Origin of the sequence: Streptomyces griseoviridis, assembly GCF_005222485.1 — a bacterium.
GTDB lineage: Bacteria > Actinomycetota > Actinomycetes > Streptomycetales > Streptomycetaceae > Streptomyces > Streptomyces hintoniae.
Genome location: NZ_CP029078.1, coordinates 4,046,232 through 4,066,363 on the forward strand (window position 1 = coordinate 4,046,232; position 20,132 = coordinate 4,066,363).

Annotated in this window: 17 protein-coding genes and 1 pseudogene; 6 read left to right on the forward strand and 12 right to left on the reverse strand. The window is 73.8% G+C overall.

Annotated elements, in window-relative coordinates; all coding sequences use genetic code 11:
* The first annotated feature begins 71 nt into the window (after positions 1-71).
* Positions 72-1,172 carry a GlxA family transcriptional regulator gene (locus DDJ31_RS17030; protein WP_127179437.1) on the forward strand — a complete coding sequence of 367 codons (1,101 nt, stop codon included), beginning with the start codon at positions 72-74 and terminating at the stop codon, positions 1,170-1,172.
* Here DDJ31_RS17030 and DDJ31_RS17035 read toward each other — a convergent pair.
* The 3 genes from DDJ31_RS17035 to DDJ31_RS17045 form a co-directional block, all read right to left on the reverse strand.
* A complete protein-coding gene (locus tag DDJ31_RS17035) occupies positions 1,094-2,143 on the reverse strand; it encodes a Zn-dependent alcohol dehydrogenase (protein WP_127179436.1) in 1,050 nt (349 codons plus the stop codon). The two genes, DDJ31_RS17030 and DDJ31_RS17035, sit on opposite strands and share 79 nt — an antisense overlap.
* Complete coding sequence (locus tag DDJ31_RS17040) at positions 2,143-3,294, reverse strand: acyl-CoA dehydrogenase family protein (protein WP_127179435.1); 1,152 nt, start codon at positions 3,292-3,294, stop codon at positions 2,143-2,145. Before DDJ31_RS17040 ends, DDJ31_RS17035 begins: the two co-directional genes overlap by 1 nt.
* Positions 3,295-3,362: 68 nt before the next feature.
* The gene (locus DDJ31_RS17045; protein WP_127179434.1) at positions 3,363-4,274 is read right to left on the reverse strand and encodes an SDR family NAD(P)-dependent oxidoreductase; all 912 of its coding nucleotides are present in this window, start codon (positions 4,272-4,274) and stop codon (positions 3,363-3,365) included.
* Between the two features lie 82 nt (positions 4,275-4,356).
* On the opposite strand from DDJ31_RS17045, the gene DDJ31_RS17050 reads away from it, so the two are divergent.
* Positions 4,357-5,283 (forward strand): cyclase family protein, encoded by a 927-nt coding sequence (locus DDJ31_RS17050; RefSeq protein WP_127179433.1) that lies wholly within the window; start codon positions 4,357-4,359, stop codon positions 5,281-5,283.
* Positions 5,284-5,677: 394 nt separating this feature from the next.
* Here the strand turns inward: DDJ31_RS17050 and DDJ31_RS17055 are convergent, their stop codons facing one another.
* The 4 genes from DDJ31_RS17055 to DDJ31_RS17070 all read right to left on the reverse strand — a co-directional run bounded on the left by DDJ31_RS17055 (position 5,678) and on the right by DDJ31_RS17070 (position 9,866).
* On the reverse strand, positions 5,678-6,163 hold the full coding sequence (locus DDJ31_RS17055; protein WP_240678180.1) for an ATP-binding protein: 486 nt from the start codon (positions 6,161-6,163) through the stop codon (positions 5,678-5,680).
* Between the two features lie 505 nt (positions 6,164-6,668).
* Entirely contained in the window at positions 6,669-7,532 is an 864-nt protein-coding gene (locus DDJ31_RS17060) for an acyl-CoA dehydrogenase family protein (protein ID WP_127179431.1), read from the reverse strand.
* A 1-nt stretch (position 7,533) separates the two neighbouring features.
* Positions 7,534-8,667 (reverse strand): acyl-CoA dehydrogenase family protein, encoded by a 1,134-nt coding sequence (locus tag DDJ31_RS17065; protein WP_127179430.1) that lies wholly within the window; start codon positions 8,665-8,667, stop codon positions 7,534-7,536.
* On the reverse strand, positions 8,667-9,866 hold the full coding sequence (locus DDJ31_RS17070; protein WP_127179429.1) for an amidohydrolase family protein: 1,200 nt from the start codon (positions 9,864-9,866) through the stop codon (positions 8,667-8,669). The genes DDJ31_RS17065 and DDJ31_RS17070 overlap by 1 nt, the downstream gene beginning before the upstream one ends.
* 153 nt (positions 9,867-10,019) lie before the next feature.
* Between DDJ31_RS17070 and DDJ31_RS17075 the strand changes: the two genes are divergently transcribed.
* The gene (locus tag DDJ31_RS17075; protein WP_127179428.1) at positions 10,020-11,534 is read left to right on the forward strand and encodes a class I adenylate-forming enzyme family protein; all 1,515 of its coding nucleotides are present in this window, start codon (positions 10,020-10,022) and stop codon (positions 11,532-11,534) included.
* On the opposite strand, the gene DDJ31_RS17080 is transcribed toward DDJ31_RS17075, so the two are convergent.
* Positions 11,513-12,025: an EF-hand domain-containing protein gene (locus tag DDJ31_RS17080; RefSeq protein ID WP_127179427.1), complete on the reverse strand. Its 513-nt coding sequence runs from the start codon at positions 12,023-12,025 to the stop codon at positions 11,513-11,515. The two genes, DDJ31_RS17075 and DDJ31_RS17080, sit on opposite strands and share 22 nt — an antisense overlap.
* Positions 12,026-12,270: 245 nt before the next feature.
* A complete protein-coding gene (locus DDJ31_RS17085) occupies positions 12,271-12,645 on the reverse strand; it encodes an STAS domain-containing protein (RefSeq protein ID WP_127179426.1) in 375 nt (124 codons plus the stop codon).
* Between the two features lie 413 nt (positions 12,646-13,058).
* Between DDJ31_RS17085 and DDJ31_RS17090 the strand changes: the two genes are divergently transcribed.
* Both DDJ31_RS17090 and DDJ31_RS17095 read left to right on the forward strand, forming a co-directional pair.
* On the forward strand, positions 13,059-13,631 hold the full coding sequence (locus DDJ31_RS17090) for a sigma-70 family RNA polymerase sigma factor (RefSeq protein WP_127179425.1): 573 nt from the start codon (positions 13,059-13,061) through the stop codon (positions 13,629-13,631).
* Positions 13,632-13,991: 360 nt separating this feature from the next.
* Positions 13,992-15,206: pseudogene (locus tag DDJ31_RS17095) on the forward strand (zf-HC2 domain-containing protein); the annotation flags it as partial.
* A gap of 158 nt (positions 15,207-15,364) precedes the next feature.
* Here the strand turns inward: DDJ31_RS17095 and purU are convergent.
* Positions 15,365-16,246: a formyltetrahydrofolate deformylase gene (purU, locus tag DDJ31_RS17100; protein ID WP_127179423.1), complete on the reverse strand. Its 882-nt coding sequence runs from the start codon at positions 16,244-16,246 to the stop codon at positions 15,365-15,367.
* 44 nt (positions 16,247-16,290) lie between these two features.
* On the reverse strand, positions 16,291-16,791 hold the full coding sequence (locus DDJ31_RS17105; protein ID WP_127179422.1) for an SCO4402 family protein: 501 nt from the start codon (positions 16,789-16,791) through the stop codon (positions 16,291-16,293).
* 117 nt (positions 16,792-16,908) lie between these two features.
* On the opposite strand from DDJ31_RS17105, the gene DDJ31_RS17110 reads away from it, so the two are divergent.
* Positions 16,909-18,213 (forward strand): ABC transporter substrate-binding protein, encoded by a 1,305-nt coding sequence (locus DDJ31_RS17110; RefSeq protein ID WP_127179421.1) that lies wholly within the window; start codon positions 16,909-16,911, stop codon positions 18,211-18,213.
* A gap of 15 nt (positions 18,214-18,228) precedes the next feature.
* Here the strand turns inward: DDJ31_RS17110 and DDJ31_RS17115 are convergent, their stop codons facing one another.
* Positions 18,229-20,007, reverse strand: coding sequence for a hypothetical protein (locus DDJ31_RS17115; RefSeq protein ID WP_127179420.1), 1,779 nt, complete (start codon positions 20,005-20,007; stop codon positions 18,229-18,231).
* Positions 20,008-20,132: the final 125 nt, after the last annotated feature.

Sequence of the window (20,132 nt, forward strand, 5' to 3'; positions counted from 1 at the left end):
TCCTAGAGCTTCCGGCGGGCGGCGCCCCCGCAGCGAGTGGCCCGAAGGACAGTGTTCGTTAGGATCGGGCCATGAGCCGTGCCTCGCAGTACCGCCCGCACCGGATCGTCGTCCTCGCCCTCGACGGGCTGCTCCCCTTCGAGCTGGGGATACCGCACCGCATCTTCGGCCGCCCGAAGGACGCCGAGGGGCGCCCGCTGTACGAGGTCGTGACCTGCTCGGTGCGCCCGCCGGGCCCGGTGGAGACCGACGCCGACTTCACCGTGCACGTCCCGCACGGCCCCGAGGCGCTGGCCGGCGCGGACACCGTCGTCGTCCCGGCCTCCTACGAGCTGGGTCCGGTCTTCGACGACGGTGTCCTCACCCCGGAGCTGGCCGCGGCCCTGGCGCTGATCCGCCCCGGCACCCGGATCGCCTCCATCTGCACCGGCGTGTACGTGCTCGCCGCCGCCGGGCTCCTCGACGGCCGCCGGGCGACCACGCACTGGGCGGAGGCGGACCGCCTCCAGCGCCTCTTCCCGCGGATCGACGTCGACCCCGACGTGCTGTTCATCGACGACGGCGACATCCTGACGTCGGCGGGTGTCGCGGCCGGCATCGACCTGTGCCTGCACATGGTCCGCCGCGACCACGGCGCCGCCGTCGCCAACGAGGTCGCCCGCCGTACGGTGGTCCCGCCGCACCGCGACGGCGGGCAGGCGCAGTTCATCCGGCATCCGGTGCCCGAGCCCCGGTCGGCGACCACGACGGCGGCCCGCGCGTGGGCCCTCGGCCGGCTGCACGAGCCGCTCCAGTTGCGGGACATGGCGGCCAGGGAGGCGATGTCGGTGCGCACCTTCACCCGCCGCTTCCGCGAGGAGGTCGGCGTCAGCCCCGGACAGTGGCTGACCGGGCAACGGGTGGAGCGGGCGCGGCAGTTGCTGGAGTCGTCCGATCTGTCCGTCGACCAGATCGCGAGGGACTGCGGGTTCGGCACCGCCCAGTCGATGCGCCAGCACCTCCAGTCGACGCTCGGTGTGACGCCGACGGCCTACCGGCGGACGTTCCGGGCGTCCGCCGGGAGCAGCCAGGCGGCACCGCCTCCGACGGGCCGTCAGAAGGTGAGCACCGCGCGCGCCACCCGTCCGGCCTCCGCGTCGGTCCGCGCCTTGTCGAACTCCTCCACCGGGTAGGTCGCGGTGACGAGTTCGTCGAGGAGCAGCCGGCCCGTGCGGTACAGCTCCGCGTAGAGGGCGATGTCCCGCTGGGGGCGTGAGGAGCCGTAGCGGCAGCCGAGGACGGACTTGTCCAGGTAGAGCGAGGAGACCTGGAAGGACGCCTCGGCGGCGGCCGGCGGGACGCCCAGCAGCACGGCCTGTCCGTGCCGGTCCAGGAGGTCGACGGCCTGCCGGATCAGCTCGACCCGGCCCACGCACTCGAAGGCGTGGTCCACGCCGTCCGGCAGGATCTCACGCACCGGCCCGGTCGAGGTCAGGAAGTGGGTCGCCCCGAACTCCCTGGCCACCGCCTCCTTCGCCGGGTTGGCGTCCACGGCGACGATCGTCACCGCGCCCGCGATCCGCGCGCCCTGGAGGACGTTGAGGCCGACCCCGCCGGTCCCGATCACCAGGACGCTGTCGCCCCGGTCGACCCGGGCCCGGTTGAGGACGGCGCCGACCCCGGTCAGCACCCCGCAGCCGATCAGCGCGGCGGACGTCAGCGGGAGGTCGTCGGGGATCCGCACCGCCTGGACGGCCTTCACCACGGTCCGCTCGGCGAACGCCGAGTCGGCCGCGAACTGGAACACCGGCCGCCCGCCCCTGGCGAAGGGCCGCCCGGGGCGCCCGATGGCCCGGCGGCACATGGTCGGCCTGCCCCGGTCGCACTCCGCGCAGGTCCCGCAGTTGGCGAGGGTGGAGAGCGCCACATGGTCGCCGGGCGCCACATGGGTGACGCCGGCCCCGACCGCCTCCACCACCCCGGCGCCCTCGTGCCCGAGCACCACGGGCACCGGGAACGGGATGGTCCCGTCGAGCACCGACAGGTCGCTGTGGCACAGCCCGGCGGCCCGCACGGCGACCAGCACCTCGCCCGGCCCCGGATCGCGCACCTCCAGGTCGTCCACGACCGCGACCCGCGTCCCGTCCCACACCACACCGCGCATCACACGGCCCCCTTCGGCTCCCTCGGCAGCCCGAGCACCCGCTCGGCGATGATCGTGCGCTGGATCTGGTCCGAGCCGCCGTAGACGGTGTCGGCCCGGGAGAACAGGAACAGGTGCTGCGCCGCGTCGAGCGCGTACGGCGTCCCGGGCGTCCAGTCCGCGGGGCCGACCCCGGCCGCCGCGCCCCGCACCTGCACGGCCAGCTCCCCGAGCCGCTGGTGCCAGCCCGCCCACAGCAGCTTGGCGACACTGGGCGCCCCCGCGTCACCCGAACCCCCCAGTGTCCGAAGGGCGTTCCAGCGCATGGCCCGCAACTCGGCCCAGAGCGTGACCAGTCGGTCCCGCAGCACCGGATCGTCGGCGGCGCCCGAGGCGACGGCGGCCCGCACCACCCGCCCCAACTCCTCGGCGAACCCGATCTGCTGGGCCAGGGTGGAGACGCCGCGCTCGAAGCCGAGCAGGCTCATCGCGACCTTCCAGCCGTCGCCGGCGCCGCCCACGACATGCTCGGCGCGGGCCACCGCCCCGTCGAAGAAGACCTCGTTGAAGTCGCTGGTCCCGGTCAGCTGCCTGATCGGCCGCACCTCGATCAGCTCCGGCTGGTCCATCGGCACCAGCAGGAACGTCAGGCCGTGGTGGCGCCGGGAGTCGGGGTCGGTGCGCGCCAGCACGAAGCACCAGTCGGCCTCGTGGGCGAGGGAGGTCCAGATCTTCTGCCCGGTGATCCGGTAGTGGCCGTCGCCCTGCCGCTCCGCCCGGGTCCGCACCCCCGCGAGGTCGGACCCCGCGCCGGGTTCGCTGTAGCCCTGGCACCACCACTCCTCACCCGCGGCGACGGCGGGCAGGAAGCGCCGCTTCTGGGCGTCGCTGCCGTGCGCGAGGAGCGTCGGCGCGAGCAGGTTCTCGCCGATGTGCCCGGACCGCGCGGGGGCGCCGGAGCGCGCGTACTCCTCGGCCCAGACGACCTGTTCGGTGAGGGAGGCGGTGCGGTTGCCGTACCCGGCCTCCCCCCAGCCGAGGCCGATCCAGCCGTCCCGGCCGAGGACCCGCTCCCAGCCGCGCCGGTCGCCCGCACCGGACACGTGCGCCGCGAGCCACTCCCGCGAGCGGGCCCTGAACTCCTCGTCCCCGGCGGCGAATCCAAAGTCCACGAGGTTCCCTTCCTGGCGCCGACGTACCGGACCGAGCGGCGGGGCGTGCCGGTCGCGCGCCCCGCCCGTCATGTGTTCGGCCGCTCCCCCGCCCGCGCGGCCCGCCCCATCTCCGCGACCCGCTCCAGCAGCGGCATCGGGTCCACGCCCACGGTCCCCGGCAGGAACGCCGCGATCCGCTCGGGTGTCCAGGCCCCCTCCGCGTAGGCGGCCCGCAACTCCCTCGGCTGCGCCCACACGGCGAGTTTGGGTCCGGCGACGGTGTACACCTGCCCGGTGATGCCCTGCTCCCTGGCCTGCTCGGACAGCAGGTAGACGACGAGCGCGGCGACGTCCGCCGGCTCGCCGATCTCCGTCAGCTCCATGGGCACCCCGGCCGACATCCGGGTCCTGGCGACCGGCGCCACCGCGTTGGCGCTCACCCCGTAGGTGTGCAGTCCGAGGGCGGCGCTGCGCACCAGCGAGATGATCCCGCCCTTGGCGGCGCTGTAGTTGGCCTGCGACACCGACCCCTGGTGGTTGCCGCTGGTGAAGCCGATGAGGGTGCCCGAGCGCTGGGCGCGCATCACGGCGGAGGCGGCCCTGAAGACGGTGAAGGTGCCCTTGAGGTGGGTCGCGACCACCGGGTCCCACTCCTGCTCGGACATGTTGAACAGCATCCGCTCGCGCAGGATCCCGGCGACGCAGACGACGCCGTCGAGCCGCCCGTAGGACGCCAGCGCGGTGTCCACGAGGCGCTGCCCGCCCGCCATGGTGGAGATGTCGTCGGCGACGGCGACGGCCTCGCCGCCGGCCGCCGTGATCTCCTCGACGACCTGGTCGGCGATGTCGCTCGTGGGGTCGGCGCCGGCCACCGAGACGCCGTAGTCGTTGACGACGACGCGGGCGCCCTCGTCGGCCGCGGCGAGCGCCACCGCCCGGCCGATGCCGCGGCCCGCGCCCGTCACGGCGACCACCTTGCCTGCCAAGAAGTTCCCCACGCCGGCCCCTTCCCGCGGTTTCTGACGGTCCGTTAGATTTTTGACCCGCCAGCCGCCCGGAGACAAGCCCTGGGGAGAGCCGATGTCGCTGCCCGCCGAATTCCACGAGATCGCCCGGCGCGTGAACAACTGGGGCCGCTGGGGAGAAGACGACGAGATCGGCACCCTCAACCTGATCACCGACGCCGTGGTGCGCGAGGCGGCGGCCACCGTCCGCACCGGCCGCCGGATCCCGCTCGCGCTGCCGCTGAAGCAGGACGGCGTGCAGAGCGGGCTGATCCCGGGGCGGGTCAATCCGCTGCACGCGATGGTGCAGATCAACCAGGAGATCTTCGGCCCCGGCACGGTCGCGTGCAGCGACGACGCGGTGACCATGGGCCTCCAGGCGGGCACCCACTGGGACGCGCTGCCCCATGTCTCGCACTCCGGGCGCCTGTACAACGGCCGGCCGGCCGACTCCGTGACCGCGCACGGCGGCGCCGCCTTCAGCTCGATCGCCACCGCCCGGCACGTCGTCTCGCGCGGGGTGCTGCTCGACGTGGCGCGGGCACACGGCACCGACCGGCTGCCGGGCGGGCACGCGGTGACCCCGGAGGATCTGACGGCGGCGGAGGAGCTGGCCGGGACCCGGGTGCGGGCCGGGGACGTGGTGCTGGTGCGGACCGGTCAGGTGGGCGTGTACCTGGCCGGGGACCGGGAGGGGTACGCGTATCCGTCGCCGGGGCTCTCGGTGCGGACGCCCGAGTGGTTCCACGCCCGGGACGTGGCCGCCGTCGCCAACGACACCCTGACCTTCGAGATCTTCCCGCCGGAGATCGAGGACCTGTGGCTGCCGGTGCACGCCCTCGACCTGGTGGAGATGGGAATGCTCCAGGGTCAGAACTGGAATCTCGAAGAGTTGTCCACAGCCTGTGGAGAAAGTCGGCGCTACAGCTTCCTGCTGTCGGCGATGCCCGAGCCGTTCGCCGGGGCGACCGGCACCCCGGTGGCGCCGGTGGCCATCCTCTGACGGCGGCAGGCGCGCTCCCCCGAAAGAACGGAACGGCACGGTCCGGACGGCGGCGCGGCGCTGCCCGCCCCGAGCACGGCACCGCGCGCCGCCGTCCGGTTCGGCGTACCCGCCCCTGGTCCCGCGGAGCCCGCGAGGACCGACGCCGAATCACGACCCACGCTCGCCGAGGGCCCCCGTCACCGGAGCCCTCGCCGTCCCCTCGCGGCGAATCGCTGAACACCAGCGTGATCAGACGGTCACGAGGCGTCAACAGCCGTTCGGGGAATTGTCCCGTGCCCCCGCATCACGACGGCAGCGCACGGAAGCACGGCGGGCGCGCGGCGGGGCGACAGGAGGGGACGGCGGGAGAGGGGTGACCGCGGGGAGAAGGTGGACGCCCGTGCGCCGCCCCTCAGACGGAGATCCCGTCCAGCAGGGACGACAGACCCTCGTAGCTCGGCAGGCCGCCGCAGGGCCGCGAGGACCGCCGGCGCCCCCCGTACCGGTCGAGCTCGCACCAGATCCGCTTGCCGCTGCCCTCCGCGCTCCATCCCCAGCGGTCGGCGAGGCCGTCGACGAGGGCGAGGCCGCGTCCGCCGGTCGCCTCGCCGTCCACGCAGCGGGGCACCGGCGCGCGGGCGCTGGTGTCGGTGACCTCGAGGCGGACGGTGGCCGACGCCTCGGCGGCACCGGAGAGCGACAGCCGCAGCACGGCCGGCCTGCCGGTGTGCACCACGGCGTTGGTGACCAGTTCGGAGACGAGCAGGACCAGCGTCTCGGCGAGGGGCTCGTCGGCCGTTATCCCGCACCCGGCGAGGCGCGAACGGGCCCACCGTCGGGCTCGCCCCACCTCGGCGGGGTCGGGCCGGATCTCCAGTTGCACTTGAAGCACCTGCACCGCTCACACCATCCGAACCGGCGGACACATGACCTCACGCCGCGCACTCGCCGCGTCGAGGGCCACGATCGTAGCCATTTTCTGCATGGCCAGAACAACGGCCAGAGCAAGGGTCACGGAACGTGAATTCCTTGCGAGACAGCATCGTTGACGTACAGTCACCCCAACAAGCGCTTCGGGCATATTCCCGCGCGAAGGAGTACCTGTGCGCCATACTGTGCGACGCTCGCCAGGAGGAGTCGAACAGGCGGGGGCCAGGGCCCGTACCGCCCGGCGAGGACCGGCGCGCACCGCCCGGTCCGGCGTCGCCCCGGGGGCCGCACCGGTACCGTTCGCGCCAGGAACCACTCGCATCTCACCCAAGGTACCGGAGCGACGGCCCGACTCCGGGCGGTGACGACACATCCGGGTCACGCACCCCGAATTGAACGCTGCGTAGTGCCGCCCCGCCACGATCCGCGACATGATCGACAGCGCCGCCGAGGGCCGTGCGGGCAGCGGCCGTTCAGGCGACGAGATCCGCGGCGAGTGCCTCCTCGGCCGCCGCTCCGCCCCCGCCGCGCGCGGCCCGCACCCACGCCCGCTTCAGATGCAGATGCACCTCGGACTCCCAGGTGAAGCCCATGCCGCCGTGCACCTGGAGGCAGTCGCGGGCGCCGTCGACGGCGGCCTCGTCGGCGAGCAGCCTGGCCGCGGCGATGTCGGCGCCCGCGCCGGTGACGGCGGCCGCGTAGACGGCGGCGCGGGCGGTCTCGGCCCGCACCAGGAGCCCCGCGCACAGGTGCTGGACGGCCTGGAAGGCGCCGATGGGCCGTCCGAACTGCTCACGGCTCCGGGCGTGTTGCACGGCGAGATCGCACACACGGACGGCGGTGCCCAGTTGTTCGGCCGCGGTGAGCAGCACGGCGACGGGATCGACGGGGGCCGGGTGGGCCACCCGGTGCAGGGGCGTGAGCGGATCGAGGGACCGGACGGCGACGGCGCCCGCCGCGCCCGGCCGCACCACGTCGGCCGCCGCCAGCCACTCCACCGTCCGCCCGTCGGCCGCCGCGACGACGGTCTCGCCGCTCGCCGCGCCCGGTACCTTTCCTGCGGCCCGGTGGGTGGCGATCAACGGGCCGGTGAGCAGGGCCCGCCCGGCCTCCTCGAACACCAACACGGCCTCGGGCAACCCCAGTCCGACCCCGCCGTCGCGTTCCGGCAGGCAGAGGGCGAAGAGTCCGGCGTCCCCGAGCGCCTTCCACAGCGCCCGGTCGAGGCCGGGCCTGGCGACGGCCGCGCGCCGGGTTGCCGCGTCGAACCGCCGGTCGAGCAGGTCGCGGGTGGCGCGCCGCAAGGCCCGCTGGTCCTCGGTGAGTTGGAAGCGCATGTCATCTCCCTCTGGGCAGCCCGAGCATCCGTTCGGCGACGATGGTGCGCTGGATCTGCGAGGTGCCCGCGGCGATCGTGTAGGAGAGGGACGAGAGCCGGTCGAGGACCCAGGGGCTGTCGAGGTCGAGGGCGTCGGGGCCGAGGACGTCGGCTGCGGTGTCGTAGAGGTCCTGACGGGCGTGCGAGTAGCGGAGCTTGAAGACCGAGCCGCCGACGCCGGGGACGCCGCCGGTGGCCGCCGCCTCGCTGACGTTCCACTGGGTGAGCCGCCACAGCGCCCGGAACTCGGCGTTGAGCCTGCCGAGTCGGCGCCGCACCACGGGGTCGTCCCAGCGGCCGTTCTCCCGTGCCGTCGCGGCCAGTTGGCGCAGCACCCGGCGGCAGGCGACCACCTCGCCGACGAAGGCGGTGCCGCGTTCGAAGGAGAGCGTCACCATCGTCACCCGCCAGCCGTCGTTCTCGGCGCCGACCCGGTTGCCGACCGGGATCGGCACGTCGTCGAGGAACACCTCGGCGAACTCGGTGGAACCCGCGAGGGTGCGCAGCGGCCGTACGGTGACGCCCGGCGCGTCCATCGGCATCGCGAGCCAGCTGATGCCCCGGTGCCGGGGGGCGTCGGGGTCGGTGCGCACCAACAGCTCGCACCAGTCGGCGACTTCGGCGTGCGAGGTCCAGATCTTGGAGCCGCTGACGAGGTAGTGGTCGCCGTCGCGGCGGGCGCGGGTGCGCAGGGCGGCGAGGTCGGAGCCCGCGCCGGGTTCGCTGAACCCCTGGCACCAGACCTCCTCGCCGCGCAGGATCGGCGGCAGCCACCGCTGTCGCTGCGCCTCGGTGCCCTCGGCGGCGATGGTGGGTCCTGCGTGCAGCAGCCCGACGAAGTTGGCGCCGACGTAGGGCGCCCCGGCCGCCTCGGTCTCCTCCAGGAAGATCAGCCGGGTGGTGGGCGAGGCGTCCCAGTGCAGTTCGCCGTAGCCGGCGTCGTACAGGGTGCGCTGCCAGCGGAGGTCGTGGGCGCGGCGGGCGGGCCAGTCGGCGGGGGCGGGCGGCGGGGGCAGCGTGGGCAGTGTCCTGGCGAGCCAGGCGCGCAGCCGGGCCCTGAACTCGCGCTGCTCGGGCGGGTCGTCCAGGTCCATCAGCGGTACCTGGGGTGGTCCAGTCGGAGCAGCCGGATGGCGTTGCCCCGCATCAGCTTGAAGACGGTCTCGTCGTCGAGGCCCTTCACATGGTCGAGGGCGACCTCCTTGGTGTGCGGGAAGGTCGAGTCGACGTGCGGGTAGTCGGTCTCGAAGGTGGCGTTGTCGCGCCCGACGGCGTCGAGGGAGGCCACGCCGTGCTTGTCGCGGAAGAAGCAGCAGAAGATCTGCCGGTAGTAGTACGAGGACGGCGGCTCGGGGACGGTGTCGCGCACCCCGCCCCAGGCGCGGTGCTCCTCCCACACGTCGTCGGCGCGTTCGAGGGCGTACGGGATCCAGCCCATCTGGCCTTCGGAGTAGGCCAGTCGGAGGCGGGGGAAGCGCACCAGGACGCCGCTGAAGAGGAAGTCCATCATCGACGCCATCGCGTTGTTGAAGGAGAGCGCGGCCTGCACGGCGGGCGGTGCGTCGGGGGAGGCGGCGGGCATCTGGGAGCTGCTGCCGATGTGCATGTTGACCGAGGTGCCGGTCTCCTGGCAGGCGGCGAAGAACGGGTCCCAGTAGCCGCTGTGGATGGACGGCAGGCCGAGGTGGGTGGGGATCTCGGAGAACGTCACGGCCCGTACCCCGCGAGCGGCGTTGCGGTGGATCTCGGCGACGGCCAGGCCGATGTCCCAGAGCGGGATCAGGCAGAGCGGGATGAGGCGGCCGTCGCTGTCCCCGCACCACTCCTCGACCATCCAGTCGTTGTAGGCGCGCACGCAGGCGAGCGCGACCTCCTTGTCGTGGGCCTCGGCGAAGGTCTGTCCGCAGAAGCGCGGGAAGGTGGGGAAGCACAGGGAGCCCTCGACGTGGTTGAGGTCCATGTCCCTGAGCCGTTCCTTCGGGTCCCAGCAGCCGCGCCGCATCTCGGCCCGGGTGATGCCCTCCAGGGTCATGTCGTCCCGGTCGAAGCCGACGGCGGCGATGTTGCGCTTGTACGGGAACTGGAGGTCCTCGTAGATCCACCAGTCGGTGGGCGGGCCCTCGGGGTCCATGGTGATCCGGTACTTGCCCGCGACGTAGGCGAGTTCGCCGATGCCCGCGGTGAGCGGGCGGGGGCCGCGGTCGCGGTACTTGGCCGGGAGCCAGGTCTCGAAGAGGTGCGGGGGTTCGATCACGTGGTCGTCGACGCTGATGATGCGGGGCAGTTCGGTCATGGTCCCCACTCCCTGTGCTGCGGGCCCATATCTGATGGACCGTCAGATGTACCGTCGCCAGCAGGCTAGTGCCCCACCCCTGGACCGACAAGGCGCCCGGCTCTACGCTCTGCGCACGATCTGACGGAACGTCAGCCACAGGGGGCAGCCGCCGTGAACGAAACCGCCCGCGCGCTCAGCACCGCCCGCACCCTGTGGGAGCTGCTCGCCCGCCGCGCCGACCTCACCCCCGACCGCCCGGTCCTGCTCCAGGACGAGCGCGTCCTCACCTTCGGCGCCCTGCGCGAGCGCGCCGAGCGGGTCGCGGCGGGCCTGTACGACATGGGGGTGCGCCCCGGCACGGTGGTCGCCTGGCAGCTTCCCACCCGCGTCGAGACGGCCTTGCTCTCCTTCGCGCTGGCCCGCCTCGGCGCCGTCCAGACACCGGTCATCCCGTTCTACCGGGACCGTGAAGTGGGTTTCGCACTGCGGGAGTCGAAGGCCGAGTACTTCGCGGTCCCGGGCACCTGGCGCGGCTTCGACCATCTGGCGATGGCCCGACGCCTCGGCGCGAAAGGCGTGTTCGAGGCGTACCACGGACGGGACCTGCCGGACGGGGACCCCGCGCTGCTGCCGCCCCCGCCCGCCTCGGGCACCGCGGTCCGCTGGATCTACTGGACCTCGGGGACGACGTCCGAGCCCAAGGGCGTGCTGCACACCGACCGTTCACTGATCGCGGCCGGCTCCTGCCTGGCCCACGCGCTCGGCCTGAGCGCGTCCGACGTCGGCTCGATGGCGTTCCCCTACGCCCACATCGCGGGCCCCGACTACACGGTGATGCTGCTGCTGTACGGCTTCCCCGCGGTGATGTTCGAGCACTTCGCGCTGCCGGACACGCTCGCGGGCTACCGGCGGCACGGGGTGACGGTGGCGGGCGGCTCGACGGCGTTCTACACGATGTTCCTCGCCGAGCAGCGCGCCAGGCCCGACCGGCGGCTGATCCCGACGCTGCGGCTGCTCGCGGGCGGCGGCGCCCCCAAGCCGCCCGAGGTCTACCACGCCGTGGTCCGCGAGATGGGCGTCCAGCTCACCCACGGGTACGGCATGACCGAGGTTCCGATGATCACCATGGGCTCCCCCGACGACACCGCCGAGAACCTCGCCACCACCGAGGGGCGGCCACCGGAGGGCATGGCGATCCGGATCGTGGACGGCGAGGTCAGGCTGCGCGGCGAGGCGGTGTGCCAGGGCTATCTGGACCCGGCGCAGACCGCCGCCGCCTTCGACGCGGACGGCTTCCTGCGCACCGGCGACCTGGGCCGGCTCACCCCGTCGGGCCATCTGGTGCTCACCGGCCGGATCAAGGACGTCATCATCCGCAAGGGCGAGAACATCTCCGCGAAGGAGATCGAGGACCTGCTCGCCGCGCACCCGGCGGTCGGCGACGTCGCGGTGATCGGGCTGCCGGACGCGGAGCGCGGCGAGTTGGTCTGCGCGGTGGTCGAACAGCCGCCGGGGGCCGAGGTGTTGACGCTGGAGCAGGTGGTGGCCCAGCTGCGGGCGGCGGGCCTGGCCCCGCACAAGCTGCCCGAGCGCCTGGAGGTGGTGGCCGCGCTGCCGCGCGGCGACACCCTGCGCAAGGTGCTCAAGCACCGGCTGCGGGAGCGCTATTCGGGCACGGTGAAGTAGCGCGCGAACGCGGAGATGACCTCGGGTTCGCCGACCCGGCCGTCGCCGTCGGTGTCGAGGGCGGTGGCCGCGGTGCGGGCGACCTCCTCGGGGACGTGGAAGACCCGCAGCACCCGGGCGGTGTCCGCGACCGTGGGGTGGGCGCCGGGGTCGGGGGCCGCGACGGCGAGCGCCGCGTGCAGGAAGGGGCGGGCGATCTCCGCGAACCGGTCGGGGTTGTCGCGCAGCCGCTTCACCGCGCCGGTGACGAACTCCTCGCGGGTGATGCGCTGGTCGCCGTCCCGGTCGGCGATGCCCGCCATGCCCTGCCAGAAGGCCTCGGCGCCCGCGTACAGCGCCTGGCCCCGGTCGGAGCGCGCGGTCACGCCGAACTCGGCGAGCAGCGCCTTGGCCGCGCCGCTGAAGTCCTCGCGGTCGATGGAACCGTTGCCGTCCTGGTCGAAGGTGGCGAACCGGGCGGCGATCCTGCGCTCGTACTCGCTGCTGACCATGTCTCTCGGACCGCCTCACATCACGTCGGGTGGGTCTGCGTGGAGCGTACGACGTACCGACCGCGACGGCAGCGGGAAAGCGTCGCTTGTACCAGGACTGGGGAAATTCCTGGACAACGCCGCCGACACCGCCGACTCTGCCGACACGGCCGACTCTGCCGACGCGGCCGACACCGCCGACACCGCCGACGCCACGGCCCGGCGGACGGAGCCGCCCCGCGCCCCGGCCGGTACGGGGGCCGTGATCAGGCCGACAGCGGATCGGCCTCCTCGGTGACCGCCGCGTCCAGGTCGGGGTACACGTCGAAGAGGCGGCGCACGCCCAGCGCGCCGAGCACCCGGTTGACGTGCGAGCCGTCGTCGGCGCCCCTGGCGGGCAGGATCAGCCGCAGCCGGCCCTGGCAGGAGCGGATCAGCCGGCGGGAGGCGATCAGCACGCCGACCCCGCTGGAGTCGCAGAAGAACACCTCGGAGAGGTCGAGGACGAGGCCGTGCCGTCCGTCGGCCACCGCGTCGTGGACCCGCTGGCGCAGGGCCGGTGACGTCACCAGGTCAAGTTCGCCCGACACCTGGAGCACGGTCCATCCGCCCTGCTCGTCGCCGGTCACTTTGAACGCCACTAGATGCCCTTCACTCGCCGGGCCCCCACGATCCGGAAGCCTCTCCTACGCTTCCTCGCAGCGCGGCTGCCCAGCGGCCGTTCCCTGAAACACGGCCCAGAAAACGAGGACCGATCCGAAGAGGCTTGTTTTCGTCGCCTTCGATCCTGTTCGATCGAGATCTGGACACGTTCGGCCAGGAAATGGGCAGACACACCTACACAACTGATCAGACGAGCGCTCCGCTCCCGCACAAGGTAGTGAGTAAGGCCACATATCACCTGCGGCGCCCCAGGGGGCGCGCATTGCCACAAAGGGGCGTGCGCCGTCAGGAGCGCGGACTACATTCGGGAAGACGGTAGCGGCGGACCCGGTCCTGGCAGGCAGGAGCGGCTACGAGCGGCCACCGCGACGACGAGGGGTGAGGTGTCCACATGGTCAAGAAGGAAGCGTCGCCCCGCTGGGACCGCAGGATGCAGCAGCGGCTCGCGCGCGGAGAGGCCGCGGCCCTCGGCGAACTGTACGACCGCTACGCGTCCCTGGCGCACGGCCTCGCACACCGCGTCCTCGACGACGAGCGGGCCGCCGACGCCATCACCCGTGACGTCTTCGCCCACGTCTGGGAACACCCCGAGAGCTACGACCCCAGGCAGGGCTCGCTGCGCACCTGGCTCGCCGTCCTCGCCCAGCGCTTCGCGGTGCGGCGGCTGCGCGCCCAGGAGACGGCCGCCTTCTCCCGGGCCGACGGCGACCGCGCCGAGGACCTGGAGCAGCGGCTGCGCAGCGCCTCGGTCGCGGCCCGCGCCGACTACATCGTGACGGCCATGCCCACCCCGCTGCGCGACGCCCTCGACCTGGCGTACTTCCAGCGCCGCGACTACCGGCAGACCGCCGCCGACCTCGGCGTCACCGAGGACGAGGCCCGCCGCAGGCTCCGCCTGGGCCTCCAGCTCCTCTCCACCGCCCACGACATAGCCGCCCCGCCGGAATTCGGCGGCGCGGCATGACGCCCCCGAGCGGCGCGAACCGCTTCGAGGCGGACGACGGGGGCGACGAACGGGGAGGCGAGGAGAACGGCCACGACAACCGGGGGCCGCACCCCAGGGTAGGGCGGCACGGGAGACGACCGCGGCGCCCGCGACCCCCGCGACCCCCGCGACGGGGCACCGGGCCGCACGCCGGGAGCCGACGGCGGTCCCCGCGGCGGCCTCGGCGGCCGACCGGTCGGCCCCGCGGGCCGGGGCGGTCCCGGCGGCGCCGCCGACCGGGGCGGATCGAGCGGATCGAGCGCATCTGGTGGATCTGGTGGATCTGGTGACCCCGGTGACCCGGCCGGGTCAGGGGCCGCCCCGGGGGACCGTCAGGCGCCGTGGATCCCGTTGCCCCGCGCCTCCGTCGAGGACAGCGGGCGGCCCCTGCCGTCGCCCGCCGAGCTGGGGGAGCCCGCTCCCCCTCCGCCACCGCGCGGGTGGGAGCACTCTGTGTTGACCTCGTTGCTCGGGGCGTGGGCGCTCGCCGCCTGCTCCGCGGAGGAGACCGCGGCCGTCGAGGACCATCTGGGTGACTGCGGGTCCTGCGCCGACGAGGCGCGGCGGCTGCGCGAGGCGGTCGGGCTGCTGCACCGTCCGGAGAGCCTCGACCTGGACCCGGCGCTGCGCACCCGCGTCCTCGACAGCTGCCTTGACCGCCGCCCGCCCCGCATCCCGGTGCCCGAGTGGGCGGCGCCGTACGACGCCGAGGCCGCCCGCCTCGACGCCCTCCTCCAGGACATCCGCGACAGCGACTGGCACACGCCCGTGAGGCTGCGCTGGTTCGAGGACGACGACGCGGCGAGCCGGCGCACCACCGTCGCCGGGGTCATCGCGCACCTGCTGTCCGTCGACGGCCTGGTCGCGGTCGCCCTCGGCCTCGACGACCCGCTGGGCGCGCGGTCGGGCCGCGCCGCGTCACCCGCGGCGCGCACCGAGGCGTACTGGGGCATCTCGCACCTGCCGCCGACCCGGACGGTCCGGGGGCCGTGGCGGGTGCAGAGCCACGACCTGGTGCGCACGGTGTCCTTCGCCGGGTCGGACTCGGGGACGGCCAGGCTGCCCGTCTCCTACGGCGACTTCGAACTGCCGTTGCAGGACGCGATGGTGGACCGGGCGTTCGAGTGCTGGGTGCACGCGGAGGACATCGCGGCGGCGGTCGACTACCCGTACGCCCCGCCGTCGCCGCGCGATCTGCACCGCATGATCGACCTGGCGGCGCGGATGCTGCCCACCGTGCTCGCGGTGCGGCGGCAGGCGGGGCTGGCGGCGCCGACGCACGGGCGGCATCTCGTACCGGCCGGTGAGCCGGGGCGGACGCTCCGGCTGGAGATCGAGGGCGCGGGCGGCGGGACGTGGCTGATCCCGCTCGACTCGCCCGCGGCGACCGGGTCGGCGGAGCACGAGGTGGCCCATATCGCCCTGGAGGGCGTGGAGTTCTGCCGACTGGCCGCGGGTCACGTACCGCCGCGCGAGGCCCCTGCGGGGCGGCTGGGCGACGCGGAGGCGATCAGGGACGTCCTGTACGCGACGGCGTCCATGAGCAGGATGTGAGGAGCGGGGGCCGATCGGGCGGCTCCCCGCGCCCAGGGTCGGTCACCGCGTTGCCCGTGATCAGCCGGCGGGACGGGTGGGCGCCGGTGGGCGCACCCACCCAGGGGCGCGGGGAACCGCGCGCCGAGCCACGGGTCACGTACCGCCGCCCGAGGCCCCTACGCGAAGACCACCGTGCGCCGCCCGTTGGGGAGGATGCGCCGCTCCGCGTGCCACTTCACCGCGCGCGCCAGCGCCTGGCACTCCACGTCACGCCCGATCGCCACCAGCTGCTCCGGCGTCACGTCGTGCCCCACCCGCTCGACCTCCTGCTCGATGATCGGCCCCTCGTCGAGGTCGGCGGTGACGTAGTGCGCGGTCGCCCCGATCAGCTTCACGCCCCGCGCGTGCGCCTGGTGGTACGGCTTGGCGCCCTTGAAGCTCGGCAGGAACGAGTGGTGGATGTTGATGATCCGCCCGCTCAGCTGCTTGCACAGGTCGTCCGAGAGCACCTGCATGTACCGCGCGAGCACGACCAGCTCGACGTTCTCCTCGCGCACCAGGTCGAGCACCCGCGCCTCGGCCTCGGCCTTGGTGTCCCTGGTCACCGGAACGTGGTGGAAGGGCACCCCGTAGGAGCCGACCAGCTCGGCGAAGTCGGTGTGGTTGGAGACGACCGCCGCGATCTCCACGGGCAGCGCCCCGGTCCGCGCCCGGAACAGCAGGTCGTTCAGGCAGTGCCCGAACTTGCTGACCATCAGGACGATGCGCATCTTCTCGTCGGCCCGGTGGATCTGCCAGTCCATGTGGAAGGCGTCACCGATGGCGGCGAAGCTGGCCCGCAGCTTGTCCACGGTCACCGGCGCCTCCGCCGAGAAGTGGACCCGCATGAAGAACAGCCCGGTGTCGTGGTCGCCGAACTGCTGGCTGTCCTCGATGTTGCAGCCGGTCATGAAGAGGTAGCTCGACACGGCGTGCACGATGCCCTGCTTGTCGGGGCAGGACAGGGTGAGGATGTACTGGTCCGTGGAGACGGCGGCGGCGCGGGACGGCTCGTTCATGCAGGACAGGGTCCCATACCCGGCGCCCTCGACCCCAGCGGCCGCTACGCGGACCGTGTCATGATCCGCAGGACGTCCAGGGTGCGCGGCGCGGCGTCGGGGTCGTCGCCGTCGGCGACCGCCATCCGGACGTGCGCGTCCCGGGCCGCGCGGACCGCGTCGGGCCACGCCTGGTGGTCGACGTAGACGGAGACGTGGGCGTCCGGGCCGACCTGGTGCATGATCCTGAGCACCCGCAGCACCGCGGTGTCGACGAGGGCCGCCTCCTGGGAGTCCCGGAAGATCGTGCCGACGTACTTCTCGGCCGACCAGTTGTCGAGCCAGGTGTCCTCGACCAGCCGGTAGACGGCGTCGGTGACGTCCCCGTAGCCGTCGACGCCGGCCAGCCAGACGTTCTGCTGGAAGACCGGGTCGGAGAGCATGTGCAGCGCGGAACGCACGTTGCTGCGCCAGCGCCACCACGGCATGTCATTCAGTGGCATGCCGCCCATGGTGGAGGAGCGACGGCCACGACGGGAAGAGTTCTCCGTACCTTGCACGGTCAACGATCGTACGTTCTTCTGCCCGGCCGTCCCACCGGCCCCCGCAATTCACCGCGCCGTCACCGCCCGACAACCGTCAGTCATCCCCGGGTTGGCGATGTGGCGGAAGCGTGTGTGGACATGACCGGCAGGCGACGCATCCGCAGCCCCTTCCACCGCACCTCCACCGGGCCCGTCACCAGCGCCGTCCGCGCGGCCGCCGCGGTGGCCGCGGGCACGGCCCTGCTCGCCGGCTGCGGGGTGGTGCCCGGCACCGGGGGCGGCGCGGGCGACACCGTCACCGTGATGACCTGGGCGCCGTCCGGCACCAGCGGCACCAACAAGCCGGGCATGCCCGCCTTCGCGCAGGCGTACGCCCGCTGGGTCAACGCCCACGGCGGCCTCGGCGGACGCACCCTGAAGGTCCTGACCTGCAACGAGCGCAACGACAGCGTGGCCGCGGCGAAGTGCGCCCGCGACGCCGTCAAGCGGAACGTCGTCGCGGTCGTCGGCTCCTACAGCCTCTACGGCGACTCCTACCTCCCCACCCTCGAAGGCGCCGGCATCCCCTACATAGGCGGCTACGGCGCCACCAACGCCGAGTTCACCAGCCCGCTCTCCTATCCCGTCAACGGCGGCCAGCCGACCCTGCTGGCCGGTCTCGGCCGGGAACTCGCGGGCGGCTGCGGCCCCGTCGTCCTGGTCCGCCCCGACACCATCAGCGGCGACGAACTGCCCCCGATGCTCGACTCCGGGCTCAAGGCCCGCGGCCACGCACCCGCCGTCGACGAACGGGCGGCCGACGACACCACCGAGTACGCCACGCCGTCGACGCGGGCGCTGACCGCCGCGAGCGGGCAGCCCCCGGAGAAGGGGTGTGTGATCCCCGCGCTCGGCGACAGCACCGGCACCTTCATGGACTCCTTCAGGCGGGCCCGCGGGAAGTTCCCCGCGGTGCGGACCGCGGCGACCCTCGGCAACGTCGACCAGACGGTGATCAACGCGTCCGGCGGGGCGTCGGGGCCGTACGAGGGCGCGTACGTCACCGGCTGGTACCCGGCCTCCTCCGACGCCCGCTGGGACCGGATGAAGAAGGTGATCAGCGAGCAGGCGTTCGGCGACAACCGCATCGACCCGGCCGACGCCGGGGTGCAGACGACCTGGATCGCCTACACCGTGCTCAAGGCCGTCGTCACGTCCCTGGGCGGCGGCGAGGTCAGCTCCGAGACCGTGCGCCGGGCCCTGAACGGCGGCCTCTCGGTCACCACCGGCGACCTCACCCCCACCCTCAGATGGGGATTCCAGGGCGAGTTGGCGGCCATCGGGCTCTCCCGCCTGGTCAACGCCGAGGTGACCCTCCAGGTGGTCAAGGAGGGCCGGCTCGTGCCCGCCCGCAAGGGCGTCACCGACCTGACGGACACCCTCCGCGAGGCCAAGGTCAACTGACCCGCGGGCGGAACGTCACAGCTGGGTCGGCTGGCGCTCCGTCAGGCCGTACGTCTTCGCGATCGCGTTCCAGAGGCGGGCGGCCTCCGCCTTCTGCTCGCTCGCGGTGCCGCTGGCCGCGTTGCCCGCCCGGGTCTGCCCGGTGGTGCGGGCCTGCCCCTTGTGGCAGCCGCGCTTGCCGCCGACCTGGTCGGCCCAGGCCGCGTAGTGGTTGTCGGCGGACGCGGACGCCTGCCACGCCTTGGTGAGCGCGGCGGTCAGCGCCGCGTGGTCGGGCAGCTTGTCGACGGTGATCCCCGACAGCCGGGTCACCAGGCCGGTGCGCTGCTTGGCCGCGTCCCGCAGGTCGGAGGCGGCCCCTTCGAGGTTGCTGCACGTCTTCACATCGGCGACGGCGCTGATCACCGACGCCCTGCTGTCCCCGCTGTCGGCCAGCAACTGGTCGAGGGCGACGGCCTGTTGCTTGACCGGGTCGGCGCCGGGCGACGGCGACCGCTCGTCCGCGGGCGCCGTCGCCGACACCGTCTGGTTGTCGCTGCCGCCGTCGCCGTCGCCCCCGCTGAGCAGCGCGCCCGCGCCCACCCCGAGGACGACGATGCCCACGCCGACCGCGGCGATGAGCGGCACCTTGGACCGCGACCTGGCCGCGCCGCGCCCGCGCGGCTCGTCGTGCCCGCCGTGCCCGCCGGGGCTCTTGGGCGGCTGGTGGTGCCGTGCGGCGCGCGGCCCCGGCGGGGGCGGCGGCTGGTGGTCGACGCGCGGCATCTGCTGGGTGGCCCCGGCCGGGCCGTCCCCGCGGAACAGGTTGTCGAACTCGGCGGGCGGCTGCCGGTCCCCGCCGTACGACGGGTCGGTCACCGGCGGGATGTACTGGGTCGCCTCGGCGTCGGAACCGGACGGCGGCGGCCCGGCCCCGGCCTCGGGCGGCAGCGCGCCGGGACCCACGGGCGGGATCAGCTGGGTGGCGCCCTCACTGGCCGGCACCGGCGGGATGAACTGGGTCGCCCCGTCGGCGCCGGGCACCGGCGGAAGGTACTGGGTGGCGCCCTCGGGGTGCGCGCCGGGCTGCATGTACTGGGGCGTGCCCTCGTCGGCGGCGACCGGCGGGATGTACTGGGTGGCGCCCTCGCCCGCCAACGGGGGGAGGGGCGCACCGAAGCTCGGGGAGGCACCGGGCCCGCCCCGCATGCCCTGCCCGTAGCCGTCCTGGCCGGTGGGAGCGGTGTACGCCGGGGGCGCGGCATAGGGGTCGACGGAGCCGGAGCCGGTGTACGGGGCGGGCGCGGAGCCCTGGTACGGAGCGGGTGCGCCGTACGGGTCCTGGCCGGCGGGCGGGAGCTGCGTGTCCGCCGGCTGCTGGGGTATCGACGGCGGCTGCGGTATCCCCCGGCCCTGGTCGTACGGCGTGCCGTACGGCCCGGGGGTCCGCTGGTCCTGCCCGCTCTCCGGCGGCAGCGCCCGCGCGTCCTGCTGCTCGGGTACGCCCCACTGCGGGCCCGACGGGGTGCCCCAGCCCTCGCCGGGCTGCGGGGCCGGGCTCTGGTACTGCTGCTGGTCGGCACCCCACGGGTCGTTCCAGGTCCGGCCGCCGGACTGCGCGGACGGCGGGGCGGAGTGCCCCGCGTCCTGCTCGCCGCCACCGTGCCGACCGCCGTGCCGTCCGGCGCCGCGGCCACCGCCGTAGCCGTCACCCGTCATGCCCGGCAGCAAGGGCTCTCCGCCGTCGGACGGCAGCACGATGCCTTCGCGCGGCTGCCGTACCGAGGGCTCCTCGCCCTGTCCACTCTGCGTCACCGGGGCTCCTACGAATGGGGGACCTTCGGAATCGTCGGCTCACGCTACCGGGTCCCCTGAGCACCGTGCCACGCAGCTCAGTTCGTGACCTCCCTGTCTGTGACGGCGGTAACAGGACCGGCTCC